21 protein-coding genes are annotated in these 22928 nt (G+C 72.2%); 11 read left to right on the forward strand and 10 right to left on the reverse strand.

What is annotated here, in order from left to right:
* Nucleotides 1-50: 50 nt before the first annotated feature.
* Genes AC3X7R_RS06620 through AC3X7R_RS06635 form a run of 4 tightly spaced genes read right to left on the reverse strand, consistent with a single transcriptional unit; the run spans nt 51 to nt 5221 of the window.
* Nucleotides 51-1004: an SDR family oxidoreductase gene (locus AC3X7R_RS06620; protein ID WP_489964778.1), complete on the reverse strand. Its 954-nt coding sequence runs from the start codon at nt 1002-1004 to the stop codon at nt 51-53.
* Entirely contained in the window at nt 1001-1948 is a 948-nt protein-coding gene (locus AC3X7R_RS06625; RefSeq protein WP_489964779.1) for a bile acid:sodium symporter family protein, read from the reverse strand. The genes AC3X7R_RS06620 and AC3X7R_RS06625 overlap by 4 nt, the downstream gene beginning before the upstream one ends.
* Nucleotides 1945-3321, reverse strand: coding sequence for a flavin-containing monooxygenase (locus tag AC3X7R_RS06630; RefSeq protein WP_489964780.1), 1377 nt, complete (start codon nt 3319-3321; stop codon nt 1945-1947). Before AC3X7R_RS06630 ends, AC3X7R_RS06625 begins: the two co-directional genes overlap by 4 nt.
* Nucleotides 3322-3376: 55 nt before the next feature.
* Nucleotides 3377-5221 (reverse strand): AMP-dependent synthetase/ligase, encoded by a 1845-nt coding sequence (locus AC3X7R_RS06635; RefSeq protein WP_489964781.1) that lies wholly within the window; start codon nt 5219-5221, stop codon nt 3377-3379.
* Nucleotides 5222-5341: 120 nt separating this feature from the next.
* On the opposite strand from AC3X7R_RS06635, the gene AC3X7R_RS06640 reads away from it, so the two are divergent.
* Nucleotides 5342-5584: a hypothetical protein gene (locus AC3X7R_RS06640; protein WP_489964782.1), complete on the forward strand. Its 243-nt coding sequence runs from the start codon at nt 5342-5344 to the stop codon at nt 5582-5584.
* A 30-nt stretch (nt 5585-5614) separates the two neighbouring features.
* Here the strand turns inward: AC3X7R_RS06640 and AC3X7R_RS06645 are convergent, their stop codons facing one another.
* On the reverse strand, nt 5615-6763 hold the full coding sequence (locus AC3X7R_RS06645; protein WP_489964783.1) for an acyl-CoA dehydrogenase family protein: 1149 nt from the start codon (nt 6761-6763) through the stop codon (nt 5615-5617).
* Complete coding sequence (locus AC3X7R_RS06650; protein ID WP_489964784.1) at nt 6763-7803, reverse strand: LLM class F420-dependent oxidoreductase; 1041 nt, start codon at nt 7801-7803, stop codon at nt 6763-6765. The genes AC3X7R_RS06645 and AC3X7R_RS06650 overlap by 1 nt, the downstream gene beginning before the upstream one ends.
* Before the next feature lie 139 nt (nt 7804-7942).
* Between AC3X7R_RS06650 and AC3X7R_RS06655 the strand changes: the two genes are divergently transcribed.
* The 3 genes from AC3X7R_RS06655 to AC3X7R_RS06665 are packed head-to-tail and all read left to right on the forward strand — an operon-like array spanning nt 7943 to nt 9750.
* The gene (locus AC3X7R_RS06655; protein WP_489964785.1) at nt 7943-8455 is read left to right on the forward strand and encodes a Gmad2 immunoglobulin-like domain-containing protein; all 513 of its coding nucleotides are present in this window, start codon (nt 7943-7945) and stop codon (nt 8453-8455) included.
* The gene (locus tag AC3X7R_RS06660) at nt 8452-8733 is read left to right on the forward strand and encodes a MerR family transcriptional regulator (protein WP_489964786.1); all 282 of its coding nucleotides are present in this window, start codon (nt 8452-8454) and stop codon (nt 8731-8733) included. The genes AC3X7R_RS06655 and AC3X7R_RS06660 overlap by 4 nt, the downstream gene beginning before the upstream one ends.
* 9 nt (nt 8734-8742) lie before the next feature.
* A complete protein-coding gene (locus tag AC3X7R_RS06665) occupies nt 8743-9750 on the forward strand; it encodes an aldo/keto reductase (protein ID WP_489964787.1) in 1008 nt (335 codons plus the stop codon).
* A gap of 27 nt (nt 9751-9777) precedes the next feature.
* On the opposite strand, the gene AC3X7R_RS06670 is transcribed toward AC3X7R_RS06665, so the two are convergent.
* Nucleotides 9778-11535 carry an ABC transporter ATP-binding protein gene (locus tag AC3X7R_RS06670; RefSeq protein WP_489964788.1) on the reverse strand — a complete coding sequence of 586 codons (1758 nt, stop codon included), beginning with the start codon at nt 11533-11535 and terminating at the stop codon, nt 9778-9780.
* Nucleotides 11532-13256, reverse strand: coding sequence for an ABC transporter ATP-binding protein (locus AC3X7R_RS06675; protein WP_489964789.1), 1725 nt, complete (start codon nt 13254-13256; stop codon nt 11532-11534). The genes AC3X7R_RS06670 and AC3X7R_RS06675 overlap by 4 nt, the downstream gene beginning before the upstream one ends.
* Before the next feature lie 164 nt (nt 13257-13420).
* Here AC3X7R_RS06675 and AC3X7R_RS06680 point away from each other — a divergent pair, with 164 nt between their 5' ends.
* Nucleotides 13421-14497: a glycerophosphodiester phosphodiesterase family protein gene (locus AC3X7R_RS06680; protein WP_489964790.1), complete on the forward strand. Its 1077-nt coding sequence runs from the start codon at nt 13421-13423 to the stop codon at nt 14495-14497.
* Here AC3X7R_RS06680 and AC3X7R_RS06685 read toward each other — a convergent pair.
* Complete coding sequence (locus AC3X7R_RS06685) at nt 14483-14755, reverse strand: hypothetical protein (protein WP_489964791.1); 273 nt, start codon at nt 14753-14755, stop codon at nt 14483-14485. The genes AC3X7R_RS06680 and AC3X7R_RS06685 overlap by 15 nt on opposite strands.
* Nucleotides 14752-15990: a PspC domain-containing protein gene (locus AC3X7R_RS06690; protein WP_489964792.1), complete on the reverse strand. Its 1239-nt coding sequence runs from the start codon at nt 15988-15990 to the stop codon at nt 14752-14754. Before AC3X7R_RS06690 ends, AC3X7R_RS06685 begins: the two co-directional genes overlap by 4 nt.
* A 144-nt stretch (nt 15991-16134) precedes the next feature.
* Between AC3X7R_RS06690 and AC3X7R_RS06695 the strand changes: the two genes are divergently transcribed.
* Genes AC3X7R_RS06695 through pcrA form a run of 6 tightly spaced genes read left to right on the forward strand, consistent with a single transcriptional unit; the run spans nt 16135 to nt 22920 of the window.
* Nucleotides 16135-17421: an ATP-binding protein gene (locus AC3X7R_RS06695; RefSeq protein WP_489964793.1), complete on the forward strand. Its 1287-nt coding sequence runs from the start codon at nt 16135-16137 to the stop codon at nt 17419-17421.
* On the forward strand, nt 17422-18099 hold the full coding sequence (locus AC3X7R_RS06700) for a response regulator (RefSeq protein ID WP_489964794.1): 678 nt from the start codon (nt 17422-17424) through the stop codon (nt 18097-18099).
* A 46-nt stretch (nt 18100-18145) separates the two neighbouring features.
* Nucleotides 18146-19558 (forward strand): APC family permease, encoded by a 1413-nt coding sequence (locus AC3X7R_RS06705; protein WP_489964795.1) that lies wholly within the window; start codon nt 18146-18148, stop codon nt 19556-19558.
* Between the two features lies 1 nt (nt 19559).
* Nucleotides 19560-20033, forward strand: coding sequence for a universal stress protein (locus tag AC3X7R_RS06710; protein WP_489964796.1), 474 nt, complete (start codon nt 19560-19562; stop codon nt 20031-20033).
* Between the two features lie 59 nt (nt 20034-20092).
* Entirely contained in the window at nt 20093-20449 is a 357-nt protein-coding gene (locus AC3X7R_RS06715; RefSeq protein ID WP_489964797.1) for a hypothetical protein, read from the forward strand.
* 32 nt (nt 20450-20481) lie between these two features.
* Nucleotides 20482-22920, forward strand: coding sequence for a DNA helicase PcrA (gene pcrA, locus AC3X7R_RS06720; RefSeq protein WP_489964798.1), 2439 nt, complete (start codon nt 20482-20484; stop codon nt 22918-22920).
* The last annotated feature ends 8 nt before the right edge of the window (nt 22921-22928 follow it).

Consider the following 22928-nt stretch of genomic DNA (forward strand, 5'->3'; position numbering starts at 1 on the left):
CGGGAGTCGCAGATACCGCATCGGGGGTAGCGTCGTGGCGTGCTCCGGGTCTACAGCCCGCGGGCCGCCCGCCAGGCCTCGAAGGCCTGCGCGCTGGTGTAGGCCGGCCGGTAGCCCAGCCCCTCCTTGAGCCGGGTGTTGTCGAGGACCGGGCGGTGGGCCAGGAAGACGGTCTGCTCCGGTCCGTAGGCCGTGACACCGAGCCGTCTGCCCACCGTGAGGGCGGCGCGCAGCACCGGCTCGGGGATCGCCAGCGTGCCCTTGCCCAGCGCGGCGGCGATGTCGTCGACCGTCATCGCGCCGTCGCCGGCGACGTTGAAGATGCCGGTCACCTCCCCGGTCGCGGCCAGCTCGATCGCGCCGACCACGTCGGAGTCCCAGACGAAGACGAACGGGGAGGCGGCGCCGCGGATCTTCAGCAGCCGCTTCCTCTCGAAGAGGGCGGTGATCTGGTTGTCGACCCGCTGCCCCAGGATCGTGCCGATCCGCAGCACCACCTGCTCCAGCTGCGGGTCGCTGACCCGCAGCCGGGCGAGCATCTCCTCGACGAGTCGCTTGTGGTGGCTGTAGGCGAACTCCTCGTTGCCGCGCACCGGGTCGTCCTCGGTGAGCCAGCCACCGTGGGCGGCGCCGTTGTCCGGGTGGTAGCCGTAGGCGGCCCCGGAGGAGGAGACCACGACCCGGCGGACGCCGTGCGCCAGGCAGGCCTCCAGCACCTGCTGGGTGCCGGTGACGTCGACGGCGTACTCCAGCTCGCGCGAGCTGTCCTTGCCGGGAGTGACGATCGAGGCCAGGTGGACCACCACCTCCACGTCGCGACCGGCGAAGACGGCCTCGACGGCGCCCGGGTCGGTGACGTCCATGACCAGGTGCTCGACGCCGGGAGCGGGCCGCTGGGGCGGGCGCAGGTCGGCGCTGAGGACCCGGTGGCCGGCCTCGCCCAGGCCGCGGACCACCGAGGTGCCGAGGAAGCCGCTGCCCCCGGTGACCAGGATGGTGCTCATACCGCTGCCTCCTGGCTCCGTGGCGCCGTCGACCGCGAGCGCCACCACTGGGCCACGGCGAGCCCGGCGATGATGTCCCAGATGCCCCACCAGGCCGCGACCAGGGCCATGCCGCCCAGCCCGTCGAAGTAGGTGACGACGAGCAGCAGGCCGAGTCCGGCGTTGCGGATGCCGACCTCGAAGGTCATCGCCCGGGTGCTGGCGTCGGGCAGCCGGGTGGCCCTGGCGATGCCGTAGCCGAGCAGCAGGGCGAGCGCGTCGTGGAGGAAGACCGCGATCACCACCACGCCGATGTGGTCGACGAAGATCGACCAGTTGTTGGCGACGCCGACCACGATCACCGCGCCCAGGCCCAGGAAGGCGACCGGCCCCACCACCTTGCCCGCCTTCGCGGCGACGACCGGCCACAGTCGGGCGATCGCGATGCCGGCCGCGAACGGTAGGCCGATGACCAGCCCGATCTCGGCCAGCATGTCCCACGCGGAGAGCTCGATCTCCTCCAGGAGCGCCTTGCCGGTGGGGTGCAGGGCACCCCAGAACGCCACGTTGAGCGGCATCGCGAAGATCGCCAGCAGGTTGCCCACCGCGGTCATCGAGACCGAGAGCGCCACGTCGCCGCGGGCCCGGTGGGTGAGGATGTTGGAGACGTTGCCGGGTGGGCAGCAGGCCACCAGGATCATGCCGAGCGCGACGGATCCCCGGACGTCGAGCAGCAGGGTGAGCCCGAAGGTCAGCGCCGGCAGCAGCAGGAACTGCGCCACCACGCCGATCGCGATGGTGCCGGGGCGCCGGGCCGCCAGCTTGAAGTCGTCGAGCCTGGTGTCCAGCGCGATGCCGAAGAGGATCGCCCCGATGACGATCTTCAGGGTGGTCAGCGAGCCTTCCTCGAAGGCGATCCTGACGCTGTCGACGTCCGCGACGAGCGGGGCGAGCTGGGCGATCACCGGGCGTGCTCCTTCTGCTGGAGGCTCGCGAGGGCCTCGCGGACCGCCGTGCGGTAGGCGTCCTTGTTGACGTAGTAGCTCATCCGCTCCAGGCCGAGGTACCTGTAGCCACCCGTGAGGTCCGGGGGCGGGCCGTGGACCTGCTCGCGCTCGAAGCCGGCCGCCAGCTCCGGGGCGCGGTGGCGGGCGGCGAGGTAGGAGGCGACCAGGTCGGCCTGCTCGTAGCGCCCCTGCCACCCCAGCCCGGAGGCCTCGACCATGCCGAGCACGAAGAGGCCGGGTGCCGAGCGGGCGAAGATGTTGAGGTGCAGGTCCGGCGAGGTGCCGCTGCCCGGGCCCGCCCAGTCGAGCAGTGCGGGGTCCAGGAACGGGTAGTGCAGGCGGTAGCCGGTGGCCAGCACCACCAGGTCGTACGCCTCGCGCCGGCCGTCCACGAAGCGCACGCCGTCGCCGTCCAGCGACTCGATGTCCGGACGCACCGTGATGTCGCCGTGGCCCAGGTGGTGCAGGACGAGCGAGTTGACCACGGGGTGGGACTCGTAGATCTTGTAGTCGGGCTTGGGCAGGCCGAACCGCACCGGGTCGCCGGTGAACGCCTTCAGCACCCGGGTGTCGATCGCCTGCTTGATCCGCGGCGGCAGGGGCTTGCCCTGGTTGAGGGTGTCGGAGGGGCGGCCGAAGAGGTACTTGGGCACGAAGTAGTAGCCGCGTCGCACGCTCAGGTCGACCGAGGCGGCGTGGTGCACGGCGTCCACGGCGATGTCGCAGCCGGAGTTGCCGGCCCCGATCACCAGGACCCGCTTGCCGGTGAAGACCTGGGCCCGCTTGTAGGCGCTGGTGTGGAGCATCTCGCCGTCGAAGCTGCCGCGGAAGGTCGGCACGGCCGGCTCGCTCAGGGTTCCGTTGGCCACCAGGACGCCGGCGTGCCGCTCGGTGCGGTCGCCGTGGGGGCCGGTGCTGGTCACCAGCCACTGGTCGCCGTCGGGCTCGACCCGGGTCACCCTGGTCCGGAACCGGAAGCCCTCGCGCAGCCCGAAGTGGTCGGTGAAGGCGTTGAAGTAGGCGAGCAGCTCGCGGTGGCTCGGGTAGTCGGCCACCGAGTCCGCCATCGGGAACTCGGAGAACTCGGTGGTGGTCTTGGAGGAGATCAGGTGGGCGGACTCGTAGACGGTGCTGTGCTCCGCGTCGATGTCCCACAGGCCCCCCACGCCGCCGGCCTGCTCGTAGCCGGACCAGGGCAGTCCGCGGCGCTGCAGGGTGCGCGCTGCGGCCAGCCCGCTGGGACCGGCGCCGATCACGGCGTAGGTGGGCGCCTGCGCCTGGTTCTCCTGCACGTGGTGACTCTCCTTCTCGTTCTCCTGGACGCGGAACACCGGACCGCAGTAAATCACTCGATTTACTACAGCCCGGTGCCCGGGGTGGTCCTGCTCAGCCGTAGAGGCGGTCCACGAGGTCGGAGTACTTGCGGTTGACCACCCGCCGCTTGAGCTTGAGGGTCGGGGTGAGCTCCTCGGACTCGGCGGTCCACTCGGTGCCGAGCAGCTCGAAGGCCTTCACCTGCTCGGGGCGGGAGAGCCGCTCGTTGGCGCTGTCCACCGCCGCCTGCGCCATCGCCCGGATCTCCGGCTTGGCCGCGAGGTCGGCGAGGTCGGTGAACTCGATCCCCAGGCGCTCCGCGACCACCGGGGCCACCTCGCCGTCCAGGGTCATCACCGCGACCACGTACGGGCGGCCGTCGCCGATCGCCATCGCGTGGCCGACGATCGGCGACTCCTTGAGGTAGTTCTCGATGTTGGAGGGCGCGATGTTCTTGCCCTGCGAGGTGATGATCAGCTCCTTCTTGCGGTCCACGATGGAGACGAACCCGTCCTCGTCGATGGTCCCGATGTCACCGGTGTGCAGCCACCCGTCGGGGTCGATCAGCGCGCGGGTGGCGTCCTCCTGCATGTGGTAGCCGGGGGTGTTGACCGGCCCGCGGACCAGCACCTCGCCGTCCTCGCCCAGCTTCACCTCCATGCCGGGGGTGGCCCGGCCGACCGTGCCCATCCGGAAGCCGCCGGGCCCGTTGGCGGTCACCGCGCCACAGGTCTCGGTCATGCCGTAGACGTCGTAGACCTTCAGGCCGAGCCCGGCCATGAACCGGGTGGTCTCCACCGGCATGGGGGCCGACGCCGACCCGGCCCAGCGGACCTGGTCCAGTCCCAGGAGCAGCTTGAGGAAGCCCAGGATGGCCTCCTCGGCCTTCGCGTAGGCCTCCTCGATCTCGGGGGTCATCGTGCCGCCGACCTCTTGGGCCTCGACCCAGGCCAGACCCGCCGCCATCGACTCCTGGACCAGCCTGACGTTGTCGGGGTCGGGGTCGGAGGCCAGCTTGGCGGAGATGCCGGTCTGGATCTTCTCCCAGACCCGGGGCACCCCGAAGAACGCCGTCGGGTGCACCTCGCCGAGCGTGGCGAGCAGGAGGGACGGGTCGGCGATGCAGTACTGGTGGCTGCCCTGCATCTGGGGGCCGTAGACGCCCAGGATCCGCTCGGCGATGTGCGCGAGGGGGAGGTAGCTCACCTGGGTCTGGCGCTGGTCGAGGAGGCCCGCGGCCTCCAGGGTGCTGGCGGCCTCGAACTGGACGTTGTGGTGGGTGAGCACCACGCCCTTGGGGTTCCCGGTGGTGCCGGAGGTGTAGAGGATGGTGGCGGGGCTGGCCGGGGTCAGGGCGTCGTGGCGCCGCTCCAGCTCGTCGGGCTCCTCCTGCCGGCGCGCGCGGCCGGCCTCCACCAGCTGGTCCCAGGTGCTGTAGCGCTCGCCGGCCGGCGGCTCGGCGTCGATCAGCACCACCCGGATCTCCCCGTCGGCGTCCAGCGCCTGCTGCCACCGGGCCAGGTGGTCCGCGGTCTCCAGGATCGCGAGGCGGGCGCCGGAGTGCCCGGCGACGTAGGAGACCTGCTCCGGGGAGAGGGTGTTGTAGATCGACATCGGCACCGCGGCGGCGTGCACCGCTCCCATGTCGGCGACCACGTGCTCGATCCGGTTGCTGGCCATCACGGCCACCGGGTCGCCGGGGCCGACGCCGAAGGCGGCCAGCCCGGCCGCGACGTCGAGCGCGAGCTCCCTGGTCTCCTGCCAGGAGAGGGTCCGCCAGCCCTCCTCGACCCGGTTGCGGTCGGAGTAGGCCGGCTCGTCGGCGTACTTCGCGGCGGTGTCGGCCAGCGAGTCGATGAGGGTGCGTCCCTCCACCTGCTGCTGGATGCGGTCTCGCTCGGCAAGGACGTCGGTCATCGGGAAGCTCCTCCAGGGATCGTGTGTGACGTGAGTCTCACGTAGCCGGAGGGTGCCCGCAAGCGAATCGGAGGTCCCGACAAGGGTTTGTGGGCGCAGCGCGCAAGGTACAGGGGGTGCATGAGTGACCAGACCCCCCAGGACCGCACCGCCGACGTCGACCAGGAGAGCGTGGACCAGCGCGCCGAGCTGCTCCCCGAGGAGCAGGCGGCGGGCAGCGAGGACCCCGACGGCCAGGCCCGGGTGATCCTGCAGGAGTCCGCCGAGCGGACCGACGACCCCTCGGGCGCCCGGGCCGAGTCGACCCAGACCCTGGGCACCGACGAGGGCCCCGCCGCGGAGGGCCTGGACGGGCAGGCCTAGGGCCGCCGCCCGGGCCCGGCGGGGCGCGGGTCAGATCCCGAGGCTGCGCCCGATGATCTCCTTCTGGATCTCGGTGGTCCCGCCGTAGATGGTGGAGATCCGGCTGTCCAGGAAGGCCCGGGCGATCGGGTACTCCATCATGTAGCCGTACCCGCCGTGCAGCTGGACGCCCTGGTTGACGAGCTTGTTCTGCAGCTCGGTGGCCCACCACTTGATCATCGCCGCGTCCACCGCGGTGAGCTCCTTGTCCAGGTGCTTGCGGAGGCAGTCGTCGAGGAACGCCCGGGCCACCCTGGCCTCGGTGGCCATCTCGGCGAGCAGGAACCGGTTGTGCTGGAACTTCCCGATCGGCCGGCCGAAGGCCTCCCGCTCCTTGGCGTAGGTCACGCAGAGCTCCACGACGTACTCCGCGGCCGCGACCGCCTGGGCTCCGATGATCAGCCGCTCCTGGGGCAGGTTCATCATCAGGTAGAGGAAGCCCTGACCCTCCTCGCCGAGCAGGTTCTCCTTCGGCACCCGGACGTCGGTGAACGACAGCTCGGCGGTGTCCTGGGCGTGCATGCCGATCTTCTCCAGGTTGCGGCCGCGCTCGAAGCCCACCATCCCGCGCTCCACCACGAGCAGGCTGATGCCCTGGTGGCCTGCCTCGGGGTCGGTGCGGGCGACGACGATGACCAGGTCGGCGTTGATGCCGTTGGAGATGAAGGTCTTCGACCCGTTGAGCACGTAGTGGTCGCCGCCGTCGACGGCGGTGGTGCGGATGCCCTGCAGGTCCGAGCCGGCCCCCGGCTCGGTCATCGCGATCGCGGTGATGATCTCCCCGGAGACGCACCCGGGCAGCCAGCGCCGCTTCTGCTCCTCGGTGCCCAGGCTCACCAGGTAGGGGACGATGATGTCGGTGTGCACCGAGAACCCGGGGCCGCTCGCGCCGACCCGGGTCGCCTCCTCGGAGACGATCACGTTGAAGCGGAAGTCGTCGATGCCCGGGCCGCCGTACTCCTCGGGGACGTCGAAGCAGAGCAGGCCGGCGGTGCCCGCCTTGCGCCACAGCTCGCGGGGCACGATGCCGTCGGCGTCCCACTGGGCGTGGTGGGGGACGACCTCCTTCTCCAGGAAGGTCCGCACGGTCTGGCGGAAGTCCTCGTGCTCGGCCTCGAAGACGGGGCTGCTGCTCGCCATCAGGAGATCATCTCCTTGACCTGGGCCATCGTGGCGGTCGGGTCCTCGCTGACCGGGGTGATGTTGAGGTGGGTGACGCCGGCCTCCTCGAAGGCGGCGATCCGCTCCTTGACGTAGGAGGCGGGACCAACCAGGTTGGCGGCCTCCAGCCAGTCGGTGGGGATGAGCGCCTCGGCCTCCTTCTTCTTGCCCGAGAGGTAGAGGTCCTGGATCTCCTCGGCCTCCTTCTCGTAGCCGTAGGACTTCGCCACGTCGTTGTAGAAGTTCTTCCCCTTGGCGCCCATGCCGCCCACGTAGAGGGCGAAGAGCGGGCGCGCGAAGTCGAGCAGGGCCTTGGTCTCCGGGCCCTCGCCGATGGAGACCATGCCGCCGGCGGTGACCTGGAGGGGGCCGAGCTCGGGCAGTCGCTTGGCCTTGCCCGCCGCCAGCGCGTCGCCCCAGACCAGGTGCGCCTTCTCGGGGTGGAACAGGTGGGGGATCCAGCCGTCGGCGATCTCGGCGGTCTGCTCCACGCTCTTGGCGCCCAGCGCCGCGATCCAGATCGGGATGGTGTCGCGCTCGGGGCGGGTGAGCAGCTTGAGCGCCTTGCCGAGGCCGGTCACCGCACCGTGCTCCTTGTCGAGCGGCAGCGTGATGATGCCGTCGTGGGTCAGCGGCTCCCGCTTGAGGCCGCGGCGGACCACGTCGATGATCTCGCCGGTGCGGCCCAGGGGCTTGCTGTAGGGCACCCCGTGGAAGCCCTCGATGACCTGCGGGCCCGACGCGCCCAGGCCCAGGATGGCGCGGCCGCCCGAGACGTTGTCGAGGCCGGCGGCGGTCTGCAGGAGGGCGCCGGGAGTGCGGGAGTAGATGTTGAGGATGGCCGAGCCGATCTGCACCTTCTCGGTCTTGGCCGCCAGGTAGCCCATCAGGGTGGGGGAGTCGAAGCCGTAGGCCTCCGCCACCCAGACCACGTCGAGACCGGCCTGCTCCCAGCCGGCCACCGTGTCTGCGGTGGCGCGCGGGTTGCCGTCGTACATCAGCTGCGTGGCGAGCTTCATGGGGTTCCTACTCCTCTGCGGGCGAGACTGTGACAGCAACACTGTCACAGTTTGCTCGGGCCGGTGAAGCCCTATGCTCGAATTCTCCGGGGCTCGGCGTCCCGGGGCGTGTGGGGAGCACGGAGCGAGGGGAGTGGAGATGGCACTGGTCACCGACGTGCGGGTCCGGCAGCCGAAGGCCGACGACCTGGTGGGGAGCCGGTTCGTGGTCGCGGGGATCGGCCACGGGTTCGAGGGCACCGTGGGCATCCGGGTGCTGGGACAGGACGGCAAGGTGCTCGGCCAGGGCTTCGCCCAGTCCAGCGGCGGCATGGCGGGGATCGGGGACTTCTCCGCCGAGGTGCGGCTCGACCAGGTGCCGCGGCCGGGCACCCGGGTCACCGTCCAGGTCTTCGGGGACAACCCCGGGCTCCCGGACGAGGGACCCAGCCCCGGCTTCGACCTGCGGGAGGTGGAGGTGATCGTCTTCGGTGAGATGGCGGGCTTCCTGCTCTACCGCGTCGAGCGCGGCGACACCCTCACCTCGATCGTGAGGAAGCTGCGGGACCACACCTCTGCCACCGTCAAGCAGGTGGTGGCGGCGAACCCCCGGATCCAGGACCCCGACGTGATCAAGGTCGGCTGGCGGCTGCGCGTCCCGATCGTGCCATGAGCGGGCTCACCATCGCCGAGGACCTGCGCTGGATCGAGATGGTCACCTGTCTGCGGGCCACCGGCATGCCGATCCGTGAGGTACGGCGCTACGCCGAGATGGTGCGCTCCGGTGTCGGCAACGAGGACGATCGGCTCGACCTGCTGCGCGCCCACCGCCGGGCGGTGCTGGCCCAGCTGGCGGAGGTCACCGAGCACCTCGGCGCGATCGAGCGCAAGATCGGGCTCTACGAGGAGGCGGTCGCGCACCTTGACCTGGAGCGCGCTCCAGGGGCTTGAGTGGTGGTCATGACCATCCCCACACGCACCCTCGGGACCACCTCGTCCCTGACCGTCTCCGCGCTCGGCCTCGGCTGCATGGGCATGTCGGAGTTCTACGGCGCCCCCGACGAGCAGGGCGGGATCGACACCATCCACCGTGCCCTGGACCTCGGCGTCACCTTCCTCGACACCGCCGACATGTACGGCCCCTTCGTCAACGAGCAGCTGGTGGGCAAGGCGATCGCCGGGCGCCGCGACGAGGTCCAGCTCGCCACCAAGTTCGGCAACGAGCGGGCCGCGGACGGCACCATGCTGGGCATCAACGGCAGCCCGGAGTACGTGCGCCGGGCTTGCGACGACTCCCTGCGGCGCCTCGGGGTGGACCACCTCGACCTCTACTACCAGCACCGCGTCGACCGGACCGTCCCGATCGAGGAGACGGTCGGCGCGATGGCCGAGCTGGTCGCGGCCGGCAAGGTGCGCCACCTCGGCCTCTCCGAGGCCTCGGCCGCGACCATCCGGCGGGCCCACGCCGTGCACCCGATCACGGCCCTGCAGACCGAGTACTCGCTCTTCACCCGCGACCTGGAGGAGACCGTCCTGCCCACGCTCGCCGAGCTCGGCATCGGGCTGGTGCCCTACTCGCCGCTGGGCCGCGGCATCCTGACGGGGACGATCACCAGCGACGACTCGCTCGACGCGAGCGACTCCCGCCGCTCCGGGTACTTCCCCCGCCTCAGCGGGGAGAACCTCGCTGCCAACCTCCGGCTCGTGGACCGAGTGCGGGAGCTCGCGGACGGGCTGGGCTGCACGCCCGGCCAGCTCGCCCTGGCCTGGGTGCTGGCCCAGCAGGAGCGGGCCGGGGTCGGCGTCGTGCCCATCCCCGGCACCAAGCGGGTCAGGTACCTCGAGGAGAACGTCGGCGCGCTCGCGGTCACCCTCACCGACGCAGACCTCGCGGCCCTCACCGCGGCCGTGCCGCGCGACGCCGTGGTGGGCGAGCGGTACGGCGACATGGCCGCCATCGACTCCTGAGAGGCGCTGCGGCGCCTCCGGTGGGGACTAGTCGCGACCGTGCCAGGAGTCCCAGAGCGCGGCGTACGAACCGCCCGCGGCGACCAGCTCGTCGTGCGAGCCGAACTCGGTGATCCGGCCGTCCTCGACCACCGCGACCCGGTCGGCGTCGTGGGCGCTGAAGAGCCGGTGGGCGATCGCCACCACCGTCCTGCCGTGCAGCACGGCGGCCAGCGAGCGCTCCAGGTGGCGGGCCGCGCGCGGGTCGATCAGCGAGGTCGCCTCGTCGAGCACCAGGGTGTGCGGGTCGGCCAGCACCAGCCGGGCCAGGGCGATCTGCTGGGCCTGCGGGGCGGTGAGCGAGAGACCGCCCGAGCCCACCTCGCTGTCCAGCCCCTGGGGCATCGCCTCCACCCACTCCCGGGCGTCGACCGCCTCCAGGGCGGCGAGGATGTCGGCGTCGCTGGCGCTCCGCCCGTCCGGCACCGCCAGGGCGAGGTTCTCGCGCAGCGAGCCGACGAAGACGTGGTGCTCCTGGGTGACCAGCGCGACGTGGCCGCGCAGGTCGGCCAGCGGCAGCTCGGTGAGGCCGACGCCGCCCACGGTGACCGTCCCGGTCCGGGGCGGGTGGATGCCGGCGAGCAGGCGCCCCAGCGTCGACTTGCCGGCACCGGAGGGACCCACCATGGCGATCCGCTCGCCGACACCGATGTCCATCGAGACACCGTGCAGGACGTCGCGCCCCTCGACGTAGGAGAACCGGACGTCGCGCGCCTCCAGGTGCTCGTCCAGCGGCTGGGCGTCGGTCGCCTCGCGGTCGTCGGGGACCTGCGCCACACCCAGCAGGCGGGCCAGCGAGGCCGCGCCCATCTGCAGCTCGTCGAGGATCGCCACGATCCGGTCCACCGGGTCGATCAGCATCTGCACGTAGAGGGTGGCGGTGGTGACCTCGCCGAGGCTCACGCTGCCCTGGGTGTAGAGCCAGCCGCCGAAGAGCAGGGTGGCCACGGTCGGCAGCAGGTAGGAGATCTCCATGCTGGGGAAGAACCGGGTGCGCAAGGAGAGCGTGTACCGCTCGGCGTCGAAGGAGTCCTTGCAGTCGGCGTCGATCTGCCGGACCCGCTCCTGGGCCAGGCCCAGGGCCTCGACCGTGCGGGCCCCCTCGACCGTCTCGGTGAGGGTGGAGTTGATCTGGGAGTACGTCGCGGACTCGCGCAGGTAGCCGTCCTTGGCCCGTGCCAGGTACCAGCGCAGCCCGACCACCAGGGGTGGCAGCGCGAGCAGGCAGGGCAGCACCACCCACCACCCCACGCTGATCGCCGCGGCCAGGGTCAGCACCGCGGTCACCGCGGCGATCGTCCACTCCGGCAGCGCCCAGCGCACCGACCAGCCGAGCTGCTCGACGTCCCGGCTGGTCCGGGTCATCAGGTCGCCCGACCCGGCCGACTCCACCGTGCCGATCGGCAGTGCCAGCGCGTTGTCGACGAAGTCCTCGCGCAGCTCGGCCAGCACCTGCTCGCCCAGCACCTGGCTGACCAGGCGGGCGTAGCGGGTCATCACGGTCTGCACGACCAGGAAGCCGGCCAGCAGCAGGAGGATCCGGTCGACGTGGCCCACGGTGGTCCCGCGCTCGACCGCCTCCACCAGGTCGCCCAGCAGGCGCGGGGCGGCCAGCGCCGCGAGCGCCGCCAGCACGTGCAGGGCCAGCGCGCCCCCCAGCAGGCGCGGGTGACGCCGCAGGACGGAGAGCGCGTAGCCCCACACCTCGCGGCCCTGCGCCACCGGCAGCGTGGTCTCGGCGCTCATCGGCTGACCTCCTCGGCCTCGCGGGTGACCACGGCCCGGTAGGGCGGGCAGGAGCCGAGCAGCTCGGCGTGCGTGCCGGTGGCGACGATCCGACCGTCGGCCAGCAGCGCCACCTCGTCGGCGGCGTCGAGCATCAGCGGACTGGTGGTGGTGACCACCGTGGTCCGCCCGGCGCGGTGCCGGCGCAGCCGAGCCGCGATCCGCGCCTCGGTGTGGGCGTCCACCGCGGAGGTGGGCTCGACCAGGACCAGGACCTCCGGGTCGCCGGTCAGCGCGCGGGCCAGCACCAGCCGCTGGCGCTGCCCCCCGGAGAAGCTGCGTCCCCGCTCGGTGACCAGGCTGTCGAGGCCCTCGGGGAGCGCCTCGAGCACGTCGTCCGCGCTGGCGGTGGCCAGGGCGGCGCGGACCGCCTCCTCCCCGCCCCGTCCGCTGACGTCGAGCCGGTCGCCCAGCCGGCCGGAGAAGAGGGCCGCGCCGGTGTCGGAGACCACGATCCGCTCCCGCACCTCGCCCCGGCGCAGGTGCGGCAGCGGCACCCCGCCGAGGGTGACCTCGTCGTCGATCTCGGCCGCGGCCATCCCCAGCCGGTCGGCCAGCAGGGCGGACTCGTCGGGGCGCTCGCAGACCACCGCGACCAGCCGACCGGGACGGACCCGCAGGCCGGTCCGGGCGTCGTACAGCTCGGAGCCGACCGGCGGGGAGGCCGCCGGGACCTCGGGGTCGGTGTGGGCCGGGGTGAGTGCGAGGACGGCGCAGACCCGGCGCGCCGAGACCCGCGCCCGGATGAACTTGTTGGCGTACTCGGTGACCGTGCGCAGCGGGATCATCAGGAACGCCGCGTAGCCGTAGAACGCCACCAGCTCGCCGACGGAGATCTCGCCGGCGACCGCGGACCGGGCCCCCAGCCACACCACCAGGACCACGAAGAAGCCGGGGAGGAAGACCTGGAGCCCGTCCAGCACCGACTGCACCCGGGCCACCCGCACCCCGGCGTGCCGGGTCTCCTGGGACTGGCGCCGGTAGCGGGTGAGGAAGACCTGCTCGCCGCCGATGCCGCGGAGCACCCGCAGGCCGCTGACGATGTCGGTCGCGGTGTTGGAGAGCTCGCCCATCAGGTGGCGCTGGTGGGCGCTGCGGCGCTGCAGCGGACTGAGGATGGGACCGATCAGCAGCATCAGCAGCGGGACGCCGACCAGCACCACCAGGCCCAGCGTCACCGAGGTGCTGAGCAGGATGGCCGAGACCAGGACGAAGGAGACGATCGCCCCGGCGAAGCGGGCGGTCACGTCCATCACCTGGCCCAGGTGGGACAGGTCGCTGGTGCCGATCGCGATCACCTCACCGGAGGAGACCTTGCGCGGCAGCGTGCCGCCCAGGTGCACCGCCTGACGGCCGACCAGCTGCACCGTGCGGTACGCGGCGATCAGCCAGTTGGTCACCGCGAACCGGTGCCGCATGATCCCGCTGAAGGCCTGGACCAGCCCGATCCCCAGCATCACCCCCGCCCACAGGAGCAGCTGGTCGGAGTCGCGGGCGGCGACCCCTCGGTCGATCGCCCGGCCGAGGATCGCGGGCATCACGGCCTGGGCGCCCATCCAGACGATGCCGAAGGCCATCCCGCCGGCGAGGGTCTGCCACTGGCCCTTGGCGAGCCACCAGAGGAAGCGCCCGGGGGACCGGTGATCGGCGGTTCCCGGGTCGGTCAGAGGCAGTTGGCGCACTCGCTCGAGTCTACGGAGCCCAACGGCTGGCGACGAATCAATTGTCGTGGGGCGCCCACCGGGGAGGACGTCTTGTGGATCGCGTCCCGCGAGTTCATCCAGACGTCACCCGCCGGACCCCCTGTCGTCCCGTGTCGGTGGCACGCGCCCCGCACCGTCGGGTCATGGGTCCCTCCGCACAGCAGTCGGTCCGTCCACGCAGCCTGGTGGTCACCCCGGCGGTGGTGGCGCACCGGGGGGCGTGCGGCTCGCGCCCCGAGCTCACCCTGGCCGCCTTCCGCGCCGCGGTCGAGGCGGGGGCCGACGAGATCGAGCTCGACCTGGTGATCACGGCGGACGGGGTGCTCGTGGTCCGGCACGAGAACGAGCTCTCCCGCACCACGGACGTGGCCGACCACCCGGAGCTCGCAGACCTGCGGACCACCAAGGTCGTCGACGGGGTGGTGGTGACCGGCTGGTTCACCGAGGACCTCACGCTGGCGCAGGTCAAGCGGCTGGGCGCCAGGGAGCGGCACCCGGCGCTGCGTCCGCGCAGCGCGGCGCACGACGGGCGCGAGGGCGTCCCGACCTTCACCGAGGTGCTGGCGGCGATCGGCGCCGAGCAGGCGCGGAGCGGTCGGGCGGTGGGGGTGATGGTCGAGCTGAAGCACGCCTCCCACTTCGCGGCCCTGGGCCTGCCGCTGGGGCCGCCGCTGCTGGCCGCCCTCTCCCGGCACGGACTGGACGGCCCGCGCTCGCGGGTCAGCGTGATGTCCTTCGAGACCACCGTGCTGCGCGAGCTGGCCGCCGGCTGCCGGCTCCCGCTGCTCCAGCTGGTCGACTCCGGGCCGGGAGGTCCCCGGGACCTCCAGGTCACGGGTGACCCGCGCACCTGGGCGGACCTGCTCAGCGACGAGGGCCTGGCCTGGGTCGACGAGTACGCCGACGGGCTCGGCCTCGCCCGGGACCTGGTCCTGCCACGCGACGCCGACGGCAGGCTGGGGGCGCCCACCTCGGTGGTGGACCGGGTCCACCGGCACTGGCTGACCGTGCACGTGTGGACCCTGCGCGCTGAGAACGAGCACCTGCCCCTCCAGTGGAGGCGCCCCGGGGGGCCGGGGGACCACGGGGACATGGCCGCCGAGGTCCGTGCGTTCCTCGAGGCCGGGGTGGACGGCGTGATCACCGACCACCCCGAGCTGGCCGTTCCCGTGGTGCGAGCGGCGTCCAGCCGGTCGGCGTCCCCCTCAGCCCGCGCGTGAGCGACGGCTGCCGAAGGCGATGGCCAGCAGCCCGCCCAGGCCGGCCAGCACCCACGGCGCCGGCAGCAGCCACCGCAGGTCGTCGACGTGGACCAGGTCGGAGACGATGGCCGCCCAGACCGCCACGAAGCCGAGGAAGGCGATCCCCATCACCAGGTGGGCGATGTCGAGGGGGTGTCGGCCGCTGGGCTGGTGGCGCTGCCCCTCGAGGGCGAAGGGGTCGGGCGACACGTCGGTGTCGTGCTCGTAGTCGGTCATCGGTTCGTTCCTTCGCTGGTGACGATGATCTCGCCGACGCCGAGGTCGACGTCGAGGGTGATCCCGGGCTGGTCTTCGTCGCTGCCGCTCGAGGCCGAGCCGCCGGTGTTGATCCCGCCGCGGTCGACGGAGTCGAAGAGCTCCACCCGGCCCGGGCCTCCGACGTTGGCGTCGACGTCCGCGGCCAGGCCGTCGGGCAGGAGCACCTCGATGCGCCCGACGCCACCGGAGATGTCCACGTCGCGGCCGTCGAGGTCGTCGAGGTCGTCGAGCTCCCGGAGGTCGAGGACCAGCTCGCCGGTGTTCATCTCGTAGGTGCTCTGCAGCTCGGTCGAGGTGATCGGGACGATCACGAGGCGCTCGCCGCGGAACTCCTCGGTCGCCATGCTGCCGGCCATCCAGCTGGCCGCGACCAGCCCGAGGGCGATGAGCCCGCCGGCCCGCCCGTAGAAGGCGCCGACGACGAGCATGGTGGCGACGATCCCCAGGGCCAGCGCCGGGTAGGCGCTGTCCACGACCTGCGCACCGGCGAGGTCGACGATGCCGAGCACGCCGAGGGAGAGCGCGATCAGCGCGCAGGTGAGCCAGAAGAGCAGGGGACCGCGCTTGCGGGGGTCCCGGGGCCGGGTCAGGGGCGGCCGGGCCGGGAGCGGGGGTTGGCCGTAGGTCTCCGCGTAGGTCTCCGCGTAGGTCTCCGGGCCGCTCGCAGCCGGGTCGAGCGGCGTCCCCGGCGTCCCCGGCGTCCCCGGCGGGGTGGGAGGGGTGGGCTCGGTGGGATCGGTCGGGCGGGCGTACGGCGCCGGCCGGGGGTGCGGCGTCTGGTCGCGGAAGAAGAAGTACCAGACCGCGAAGGCGGCCAGGGCCAGCGGCCAGGGGAACCAGTACAGGTTCCACGTGTCGCCGAGCAGCAGGAGTGCGGCGAGCACTCCCGCACCGATCACCGCGATCCCGCGGCTGCGCTCGTCGAGGCGCAGGGGAGCCTCGCTCGCCCCGTCCTCGGGGAGGAGGAGCCACAGGGCGCCGTAGAGCGCCAGGCCGGAGCCGCCGAAGAAGGCCAGCACCACGAAGGCGATGCGGACCACCAGGGGGTCGATGTCGAGGTGCCGGGCGAGGCCGGCGGCGACGCCGGCGATCTTGCGGTCGAGCGGGCGGCGGAGGCGGGTGACGTCTCGCACCTGCTCGCCGGTGACGCGTGGTCCGGTCGCCCCGGTGTCGGGTCCTGAGGTCTCGTTCATGTGCTCCACCCTGCTCCGCTCCACGCGTGCCCACCATCGGGGGAGACCCTGGCCCGGCCCGGATCCGACCCGGGGGATCTCGGGGTCGTCTCGGGGGCGAACCTCATGGTCGCCGGGGGGCCGGCCTGACACGATGGTGCTCTCATGACCACCTCCGGCATCCTCCCACCTGGCCCAGAGACGTGGCCGGAGCCTCGTCGCGCCACCCGGGACTCCGAGGAGCTCGTCCTCGGCGGGGTCGCCGCCGGGCTCGCCCGCCACCTCGCCCTGCCCGTGCTCTGGGTCCGGGTCGCCTTCGTGGCCGCGACCGCGCTGGGCGGTCTGGGTGTCGCCCTGTATGCGGCGATGTGGCTCTTCCTGCCCTCGGACGCCAGGTTCGAGACCGCTGCGCCCGGGGTCGAGGGCGCCACCCGGACGGGCCGGCGCCCGGGCCGGGTGGCCCGGCTCACCGACGTCGGGCCGGCCATCGCGCTGGGAGCGCTCGGGCTCGGCATGGTGCTGGTGCTCCAGGCGTTCGTCGGGGCGGGCGGCTTCCTGTGGCCGCTGGTGCTCGCCGCAGCGGGGGTGGCACTCCTGTGGCGGCAGGCCGACGAGGCGCAGCGCGAGCGCTGGCTCGACACCACCGGTCGGCTCGGACCGGTGCGGGCGGTCTTCGGCCGGGGCACCGTGGCCTCCTACCTGCGCCTGGTGGCCGGGGCGGGACTGGTGGCCGGGGCGATCACCTTGTTCGCCCTGGAGGACGAGGGCGTCTCCCAGGTCCGCGAGGTGGGGCTGGCGGCGCTCCTGGGCATCGTCGGGCTGGGCGTGGTCCTCGGACCCTGGGTGCTCCGGCTCGCCTCCGACCTGGGGGCGGAACGTGCGGAGCGGATCCGCACCCAGGAGCGGGCCGACGTCGCCGCCCACCTGCACGACTCGGTCCTGCAGACGCTCGCGCTGATCCAGAAGAACGCCGAGGACGGCGCCACCGTGGCCCGGCTGGCGCGGGCCCAGGAGCGCGAGCTGCGCTCCTGGCTCTACGCCGGGGAGGCGGCCGACGCCGACACCCTCCTGGGCTCGGTCCGTCAGGCGGCGGCGCGGGTCGAGGACGAGCACGGAGCAGTCGTCGACGTGGTGACCGTCGGGGAGGACGTGCCCCTGTCCGAGCCGCTGCGGCCGCTGGTGCTGGCCATGCGCGAGGCGGTCGTCAACGCCGCCAGGCACGCCGGCACCGGTCGGGTGGACGTCTACGCCGAGGTCGGGCGGGACGCGGTGGAGGTCTTCGTCCGCGATCGGGGGGTGGGCTTCGACCTCACCGGAGTGCCGGCGGACCGTCTCGGCGTGCGAGGAAGCATCATGGATCGGATGGAACGGCACGGCGGGACCGCCGACGTGCGCTCCGCGCCCGGCGAGGGCACCGAGGTGCGGCTGCGGATGCCGCTGGAGGAGGCATAGGTGGAGCAGGGCAGGACCAGGGTCGTGGTCGTCGACGACCATGCGATGTTCCGGGCCGGGGTACGCGCCGAGCTCGCCTCCGCGGGGGCCGCGGCCGTCGACGTCGTCGCGGAGGCGGCGGACGTCGACCAGGCGGTCCTGGCGATCCAGGAGCACCGGCCCGACGTCGTCCTCCTCGACGTCCACCTGCCCGGCGGTGGGGGAGTCCAGGTGATGCGCAGGATCGCCACGGCGCCCGCGGCGCCCGCGGCGGCCTCGACCACCAGGTTCCTGGCGCTCAGCGTCAGCGACGCGGCGGAGGACGTGATCGGCACCATCCGCGGAGGGGCCCGGGGCTACGTGACCAAGACGATCACCGGCCCCGAGCTGGTGGACGCCATCCGCCGGGTGGCCGAGGGGGACGCGGTCTTCTCCCCGCGCCTGGCCGGCTTCGTGCTGGACGCCTTCGCCGGGTCGATCGAGGTCGCGGCGGTCGACGAGGACCTGGACCGGCTCACCGAGCGCGAGCGCGAGGTGATGCGGCTGATTGCCCGGGGCTACGCCTACAAGGAGGTGGCGCGTGAGCTCTTCATCTCGATCAAGACCGTGGAGACCCACATGTCCTCGGTGCTGCGCAAGCTCCAGCTCTCCTCGCGCCACGAGCTGACCCGCTGGGCCTCGGAGCGGCGCCTGCTCTGAGCGGTCCCGAGGTTTCACGGGGGCCGACAGGGGGAACGCCAGACAGGTGAACGACTCAGGGACCACGGGTTCCCCAGCGGCCTCCTCGGCGGAGAAGGGCGACGACTCCGGGCTCAAGCGGTCCATCACCGGCCGGTTGCTCTTCTTCTACGTGCTGGGCGACGTCCTGGGCTCCGGCATCTACGTCCTCATCGGACAGGTCGCCGGCGTGGTGGGCGGCGCGTTCTGGATCGCCTTCGCGGTGGGCGTCTCGGTCGCCGCCATCACCGGGCTGGCCTACGCCGAGCTCGCCACCAAGTACCCGCAGGCGGCCGGCGCCGCGCTCTACGTCAACAAGGCCTTCGGCAACCAGCCGCTGACCTTCCTCGTCACGGTCAGCTTCCTCTCCGCCAGCTTCGCCGCCGCCGGCTCGCTCGCCACCGGGTTCGCGCAGTACTTCGGCGAGCTCTGGGCGTTCCCGCCCACGTTGGTCGTCGCGCTCGTCTTCCTGCTGGTGCTCACGGTCATCAACTTCCTGGGCATCACCGAGTCGGTGGTCGCCAACATGGTCATGACCTTCGTGGAGGTCGCCGGCCTGGTGATCATCGTCGGCATCGGGATCTGGTACGTCGCCCAGGGCGACGCCGACTTCGGGGTGCTCACCGAGTTCGACACCCGGGACGGCGACAACGCCATCTTCGCGATCGTCGCGGGTGTCGCGCTGGCCTTCTTCTCCATGACCGGCTTCGAGAACGCCGTCAACGTCGCCGAGGAGACGGTGGAGCCGGAGAAGTCCTTCCCCCGCGCGCTGATCGGGGGCATGCTGGCCGCCGGGGTGATCTACGTGCTGGTCTCGGTCGCGGCCGCGCTGACGGTCGGGGCCTCCACCCTCGCCGACTCCGACGTGGCCCTCCTGGAGGTGGTGGAGGCCGACCTCGTCCCGATCCCCGTCGGCTTCCTCACCGTGCTGTTCACCATCATCGCCTGCATCGCGATCACCAACACCACGCTCGTCGCCGTCGTCACCCAGCCGCGCATCCTCTACGGGATGGCGCGCGAGGACGTCGTGCCCCGGGTCTTCGGCCGCATCCACGCCGCGCGCCGCAGCCCCTGGGTCGGCCTCATCTTCTCGGCGCTGGTCCTGGTGCTGCTGCTGGTGATCGGCACCTGGGTCACCGAGCTGACCGACGGCGGGCTCGACCTCGTCGGCCGACTGGCCACGGTGACGGTCGTCTTCCTGCTCTTCATCTACGTCCTGGTCATCGCCGCCGCCCTCAAGATCGGCGACCGGGACGCCCACGAGCGCACCTTCACCGCCAACCGTCCGCTGCTGGTGGTGGGGCTGATCGGCAACCTGGTGCTGCTCGTCTACGTGATCTGGGACGACCCCTCCTCGCTGCTGTGGTGCGGAGCACTCGTGGCAGTGGGCTTCGTCCTCTATGTGGTGCAGTATGTGGTCAGCCGGAGAAAGGCAGCCTGAGATGCATGTTGTCGTCGCCACCGACGGGTCCAAGCAGTCGCTGGCTGCCGCCCGCCACCTGAAGTCGTTCGCCGACCCGGCCAAGCTCTCCGCCATCACCGTGGTGGCCGTGGTGCGTCCGCTGGCCGCGGTGCCGTTCGCCGACGACCTGCACGACTCCGAGCGGCGGGCGGTGTCGGACTCCGAGTCCTTCCGGTCCGCGGCGGAGAGCGCGGTCGCCGCGGTCGCGGAGGTCTTCGACGGCTGGGGCCCCAAGGTGCAGCGCCGGATCCGCAGCGGCTCCCCGGCCAACGAGATCCTCAAGCTGGCCAAGCAGGCCGAGGCCGGCCTGCTCGTGGTGGCGAGCGGCAGCCGGGGGATCAGCGACACGGTGCTGCTCGGCAGCACCGCGCAGCGGGTCCAGCAGTACGCCCCCTGCCCGGTGCTCGTGGTGCGACCGGCGCCCCGACCGCGCCGGGCGGCGCGGAAGGCCTGAGGCCACGCGCGCTGGACCCGTGTGGGGTCTGGCCACCCTGAGCCACTACTCTTCGGCGCATGGAGATCCTGCGTCTGATCCTTCTCTTCATCCACATCCTGGGCTTCGCCGCCCTGCTCGGCGGGCTGCTGGTGCAGCTCTCCGCCGATGAGAAGCGGGTCAACAGCCTGATGCGCGACGGGGCCGGCACCGCCTTCGTCGCCGGGGTGCTCCTGGTCGGCGTCCTGGAGTCGCTGGGCGACCCGAACCACGTGAAGATCGGCGTCAAGTTCGCCATCTCCCTGCTGATCCTGGTGCTGGTGATGGCCAACATGCGCAAGCCCCGCATCCCGGACGGCCTCTACTACGGCCTGCTCGCGCTGACCGTGATCAACATCGCGGTCGCCACCTTCTGGAGCCCGGTGCACGCCGCCTGACCGTCGGTGCCGCCACGTAGGGTGGCACCGAGATGAGCAGCCCTTTCACCCTTCCCGGTCTCGAGCACCTCCAGCACCCCGAGCGACCCGCAGGCGGACCGCCGGGCGGTCGCCGCGGCCCTAGCGCCGAGGAGCTGCTGGAGGGCCTCAACGAGCCCCAGCGCCAGGCCGTCGTCCACGAGGGGGCGCCGCTGCTGGTGGTCGCCGGCGCGGGCTCCGGCAAGACGCGGGTGCTGGCCCGACGGATCGCGTGGCTGGTGGCGCAGCGCGGCGTCCACCCGGGCTCGATCCTGGCCATCACCTTCACCAACAAGGCCGCGGCCGAGATGAAGGAGCGGGTCGAGGATCTGGTCGGCAAGCGGGCCCGGCTGATGTGGGTCTCCACCTTCCACTCCGCCTGCGTCCGGATCCTGCGCAAGGAGATCGACCGTCTCGGCTACAAGTCCAGCTTCTCCATCTACGACGCCGCCGACTCCAAGCGCCTGGTCACCCTGGTGCTGCGCGACCTCGAGCTCGACCCCAAGCGCTACCAGCCGGGTGCGGTCCTCAACTGGATCTCCGACCAGAAGAACGACCTGCGCGACCCCGAGGAGGCGGCCAAGGAGACGCGGAACGGCTTCGAGGAGACCTACGCCTCGATCTACTCGCTCTACCAGCGCCGCCTCAGCGAGGCCAATGCGCTGGACTTCGACGACATCCTCATGCACACCGTCCACCTGCTCCAGGCGTTCCCGGAGGTCCGTGAGACCTACCGCCGGCGCTTCCGGCACGTGCTCGTCGACGAGTACCAGGACACCAACCACGCGCAGTACGCCCTGATCCACCAGCTCTGCGCCCACGACCCCGAGGAGATCGGCAGCGCACCCGCCGTCGAGCGGGTGGAGCCGGCGGAGCTGATGGTGGTGGGCGACGCCGACCAGTCGATCTACGCCTTCCGGGGCGCCAACATCCGCAACATCCTCGACTTCGAGCAGGACTTCCCCGACGCGACCTCGATCCTGCTGGAGCAGAACTACCGCTCGACCCAGACGATCCTGACCACCGCCAACGCCGTCATCGGCAACAACAAGGGACGCAAGCCCAAGCGGCTGTGGACCGACGCCGGCGAGGGGGAGCGGATCGTCGGCTACGTGGCCGACGACGAGCACGACGAGGCGCGGTTCGTCTCCGACGAGATCGACAGGCTGGTCGACGACGGGCTCCGTGCCGGTGACGTCGCGGTCTTCTACCGGACCAACGCCCAGTCCCGGGTCTTCGAGGAGATCTTCATCCGGACCGGCCAGCCCTACAAGGTGGTGGGCGGGGTCCGCTTCTACGAGCGCAAGGAGGTCCGCGATGCGCTGGCCTACCTGCGGCTCCTGGTCAATCCCGCCGACGAGATCTCGCTGCGCCGGATCCTCAACACCCCCAAGCGGGGGATCGGGGATCGCGCCGAGGCGTGCGTCGCGGCGCTCGCCCAGCGCGACGGCCTCACCTTCTGGGAGGCACTGACCCGCGCCGACCAGGCCCCCGGCCTGGCGACCCGTTCGCTGCGCATGATCAGCTCGTTCGTGGCGGTGATCGAGGAGCTGATGTCCATGGTCGCCGCCGGGGAACGCGCAGACGTGGTGCTGGAGTCGGTGCTGGAGCGGTCCGGGTACCTGGCCGAGCTGGAGGCCTCCGACGACCCCCAGGACGCGACCCGGGTGGAGAACCTCGCCGAGCTGGTGGCGGTGGCGCGCGAGTTCGCCGAGGACCCGGTGGCCGCCCCGTCGGCCGACCCGACCGACGTCGAGGCGGGCACGGTGGCCCCGGGCCTCGCCGACTTCCTGGAGCGGGTCGCCCTCGTCGCCGACAGCGACCAGATCCCCGACAGCCCGGAGGCGCAGGAGCAGGGGGTCGTGACGCTGATGACCCTGCACACCGCGAAGGGCCTCGAGTTCCCGGTGGTCTTCCTCACCGGCCTCGAGGACGGCGTCTTCCCGCACATGCGCTCCCTCGGCGACCAGACCGAGCTCGAGGAGGAGCGGCGCCTGGCCTACGTCGGCATCACCCGTGCGCGCGAGCGGCTCTACATCTCCCGGGCGGTCGTCCGCTCGGCGTGGGGGGCGCCGTCGCACAACCCCGCCTCGCGCTTCCTCGACGAGCTTCCCGTCGACCTGGTCGACTGGCGTCGCACCGAGGCCGCCCAGACCCGGTGGGGGCGTCCCGACCTGGCTTCGGGGTCGCCGGCCGGGCTGGGCGCCCCCACGGCGGCGGGTCGTCGCAACTTCTCCTCGGCCGCACTGCGCGCCGACGCGGCGGCCAAGGCCCGTCCCTCACGGCCGATCCCGTCCCTGTCGCCGGGCGACCGCGTCGTGCACGACTCGTTCGGTCTCGGCACGGTGGTCACCGTCGAGGGCGCGGCCGAGAAGTCGGTCGCCTCGATCGACTTCGGGTCCGAGGGGGTTAAGCGGCTGCTGCTGCGCTACGCCCCGGTCGAGAAGCTGTAGCGGAACGG

The organism is Nocardioides sp. Z22_16 (assembly GCF_058134365.1).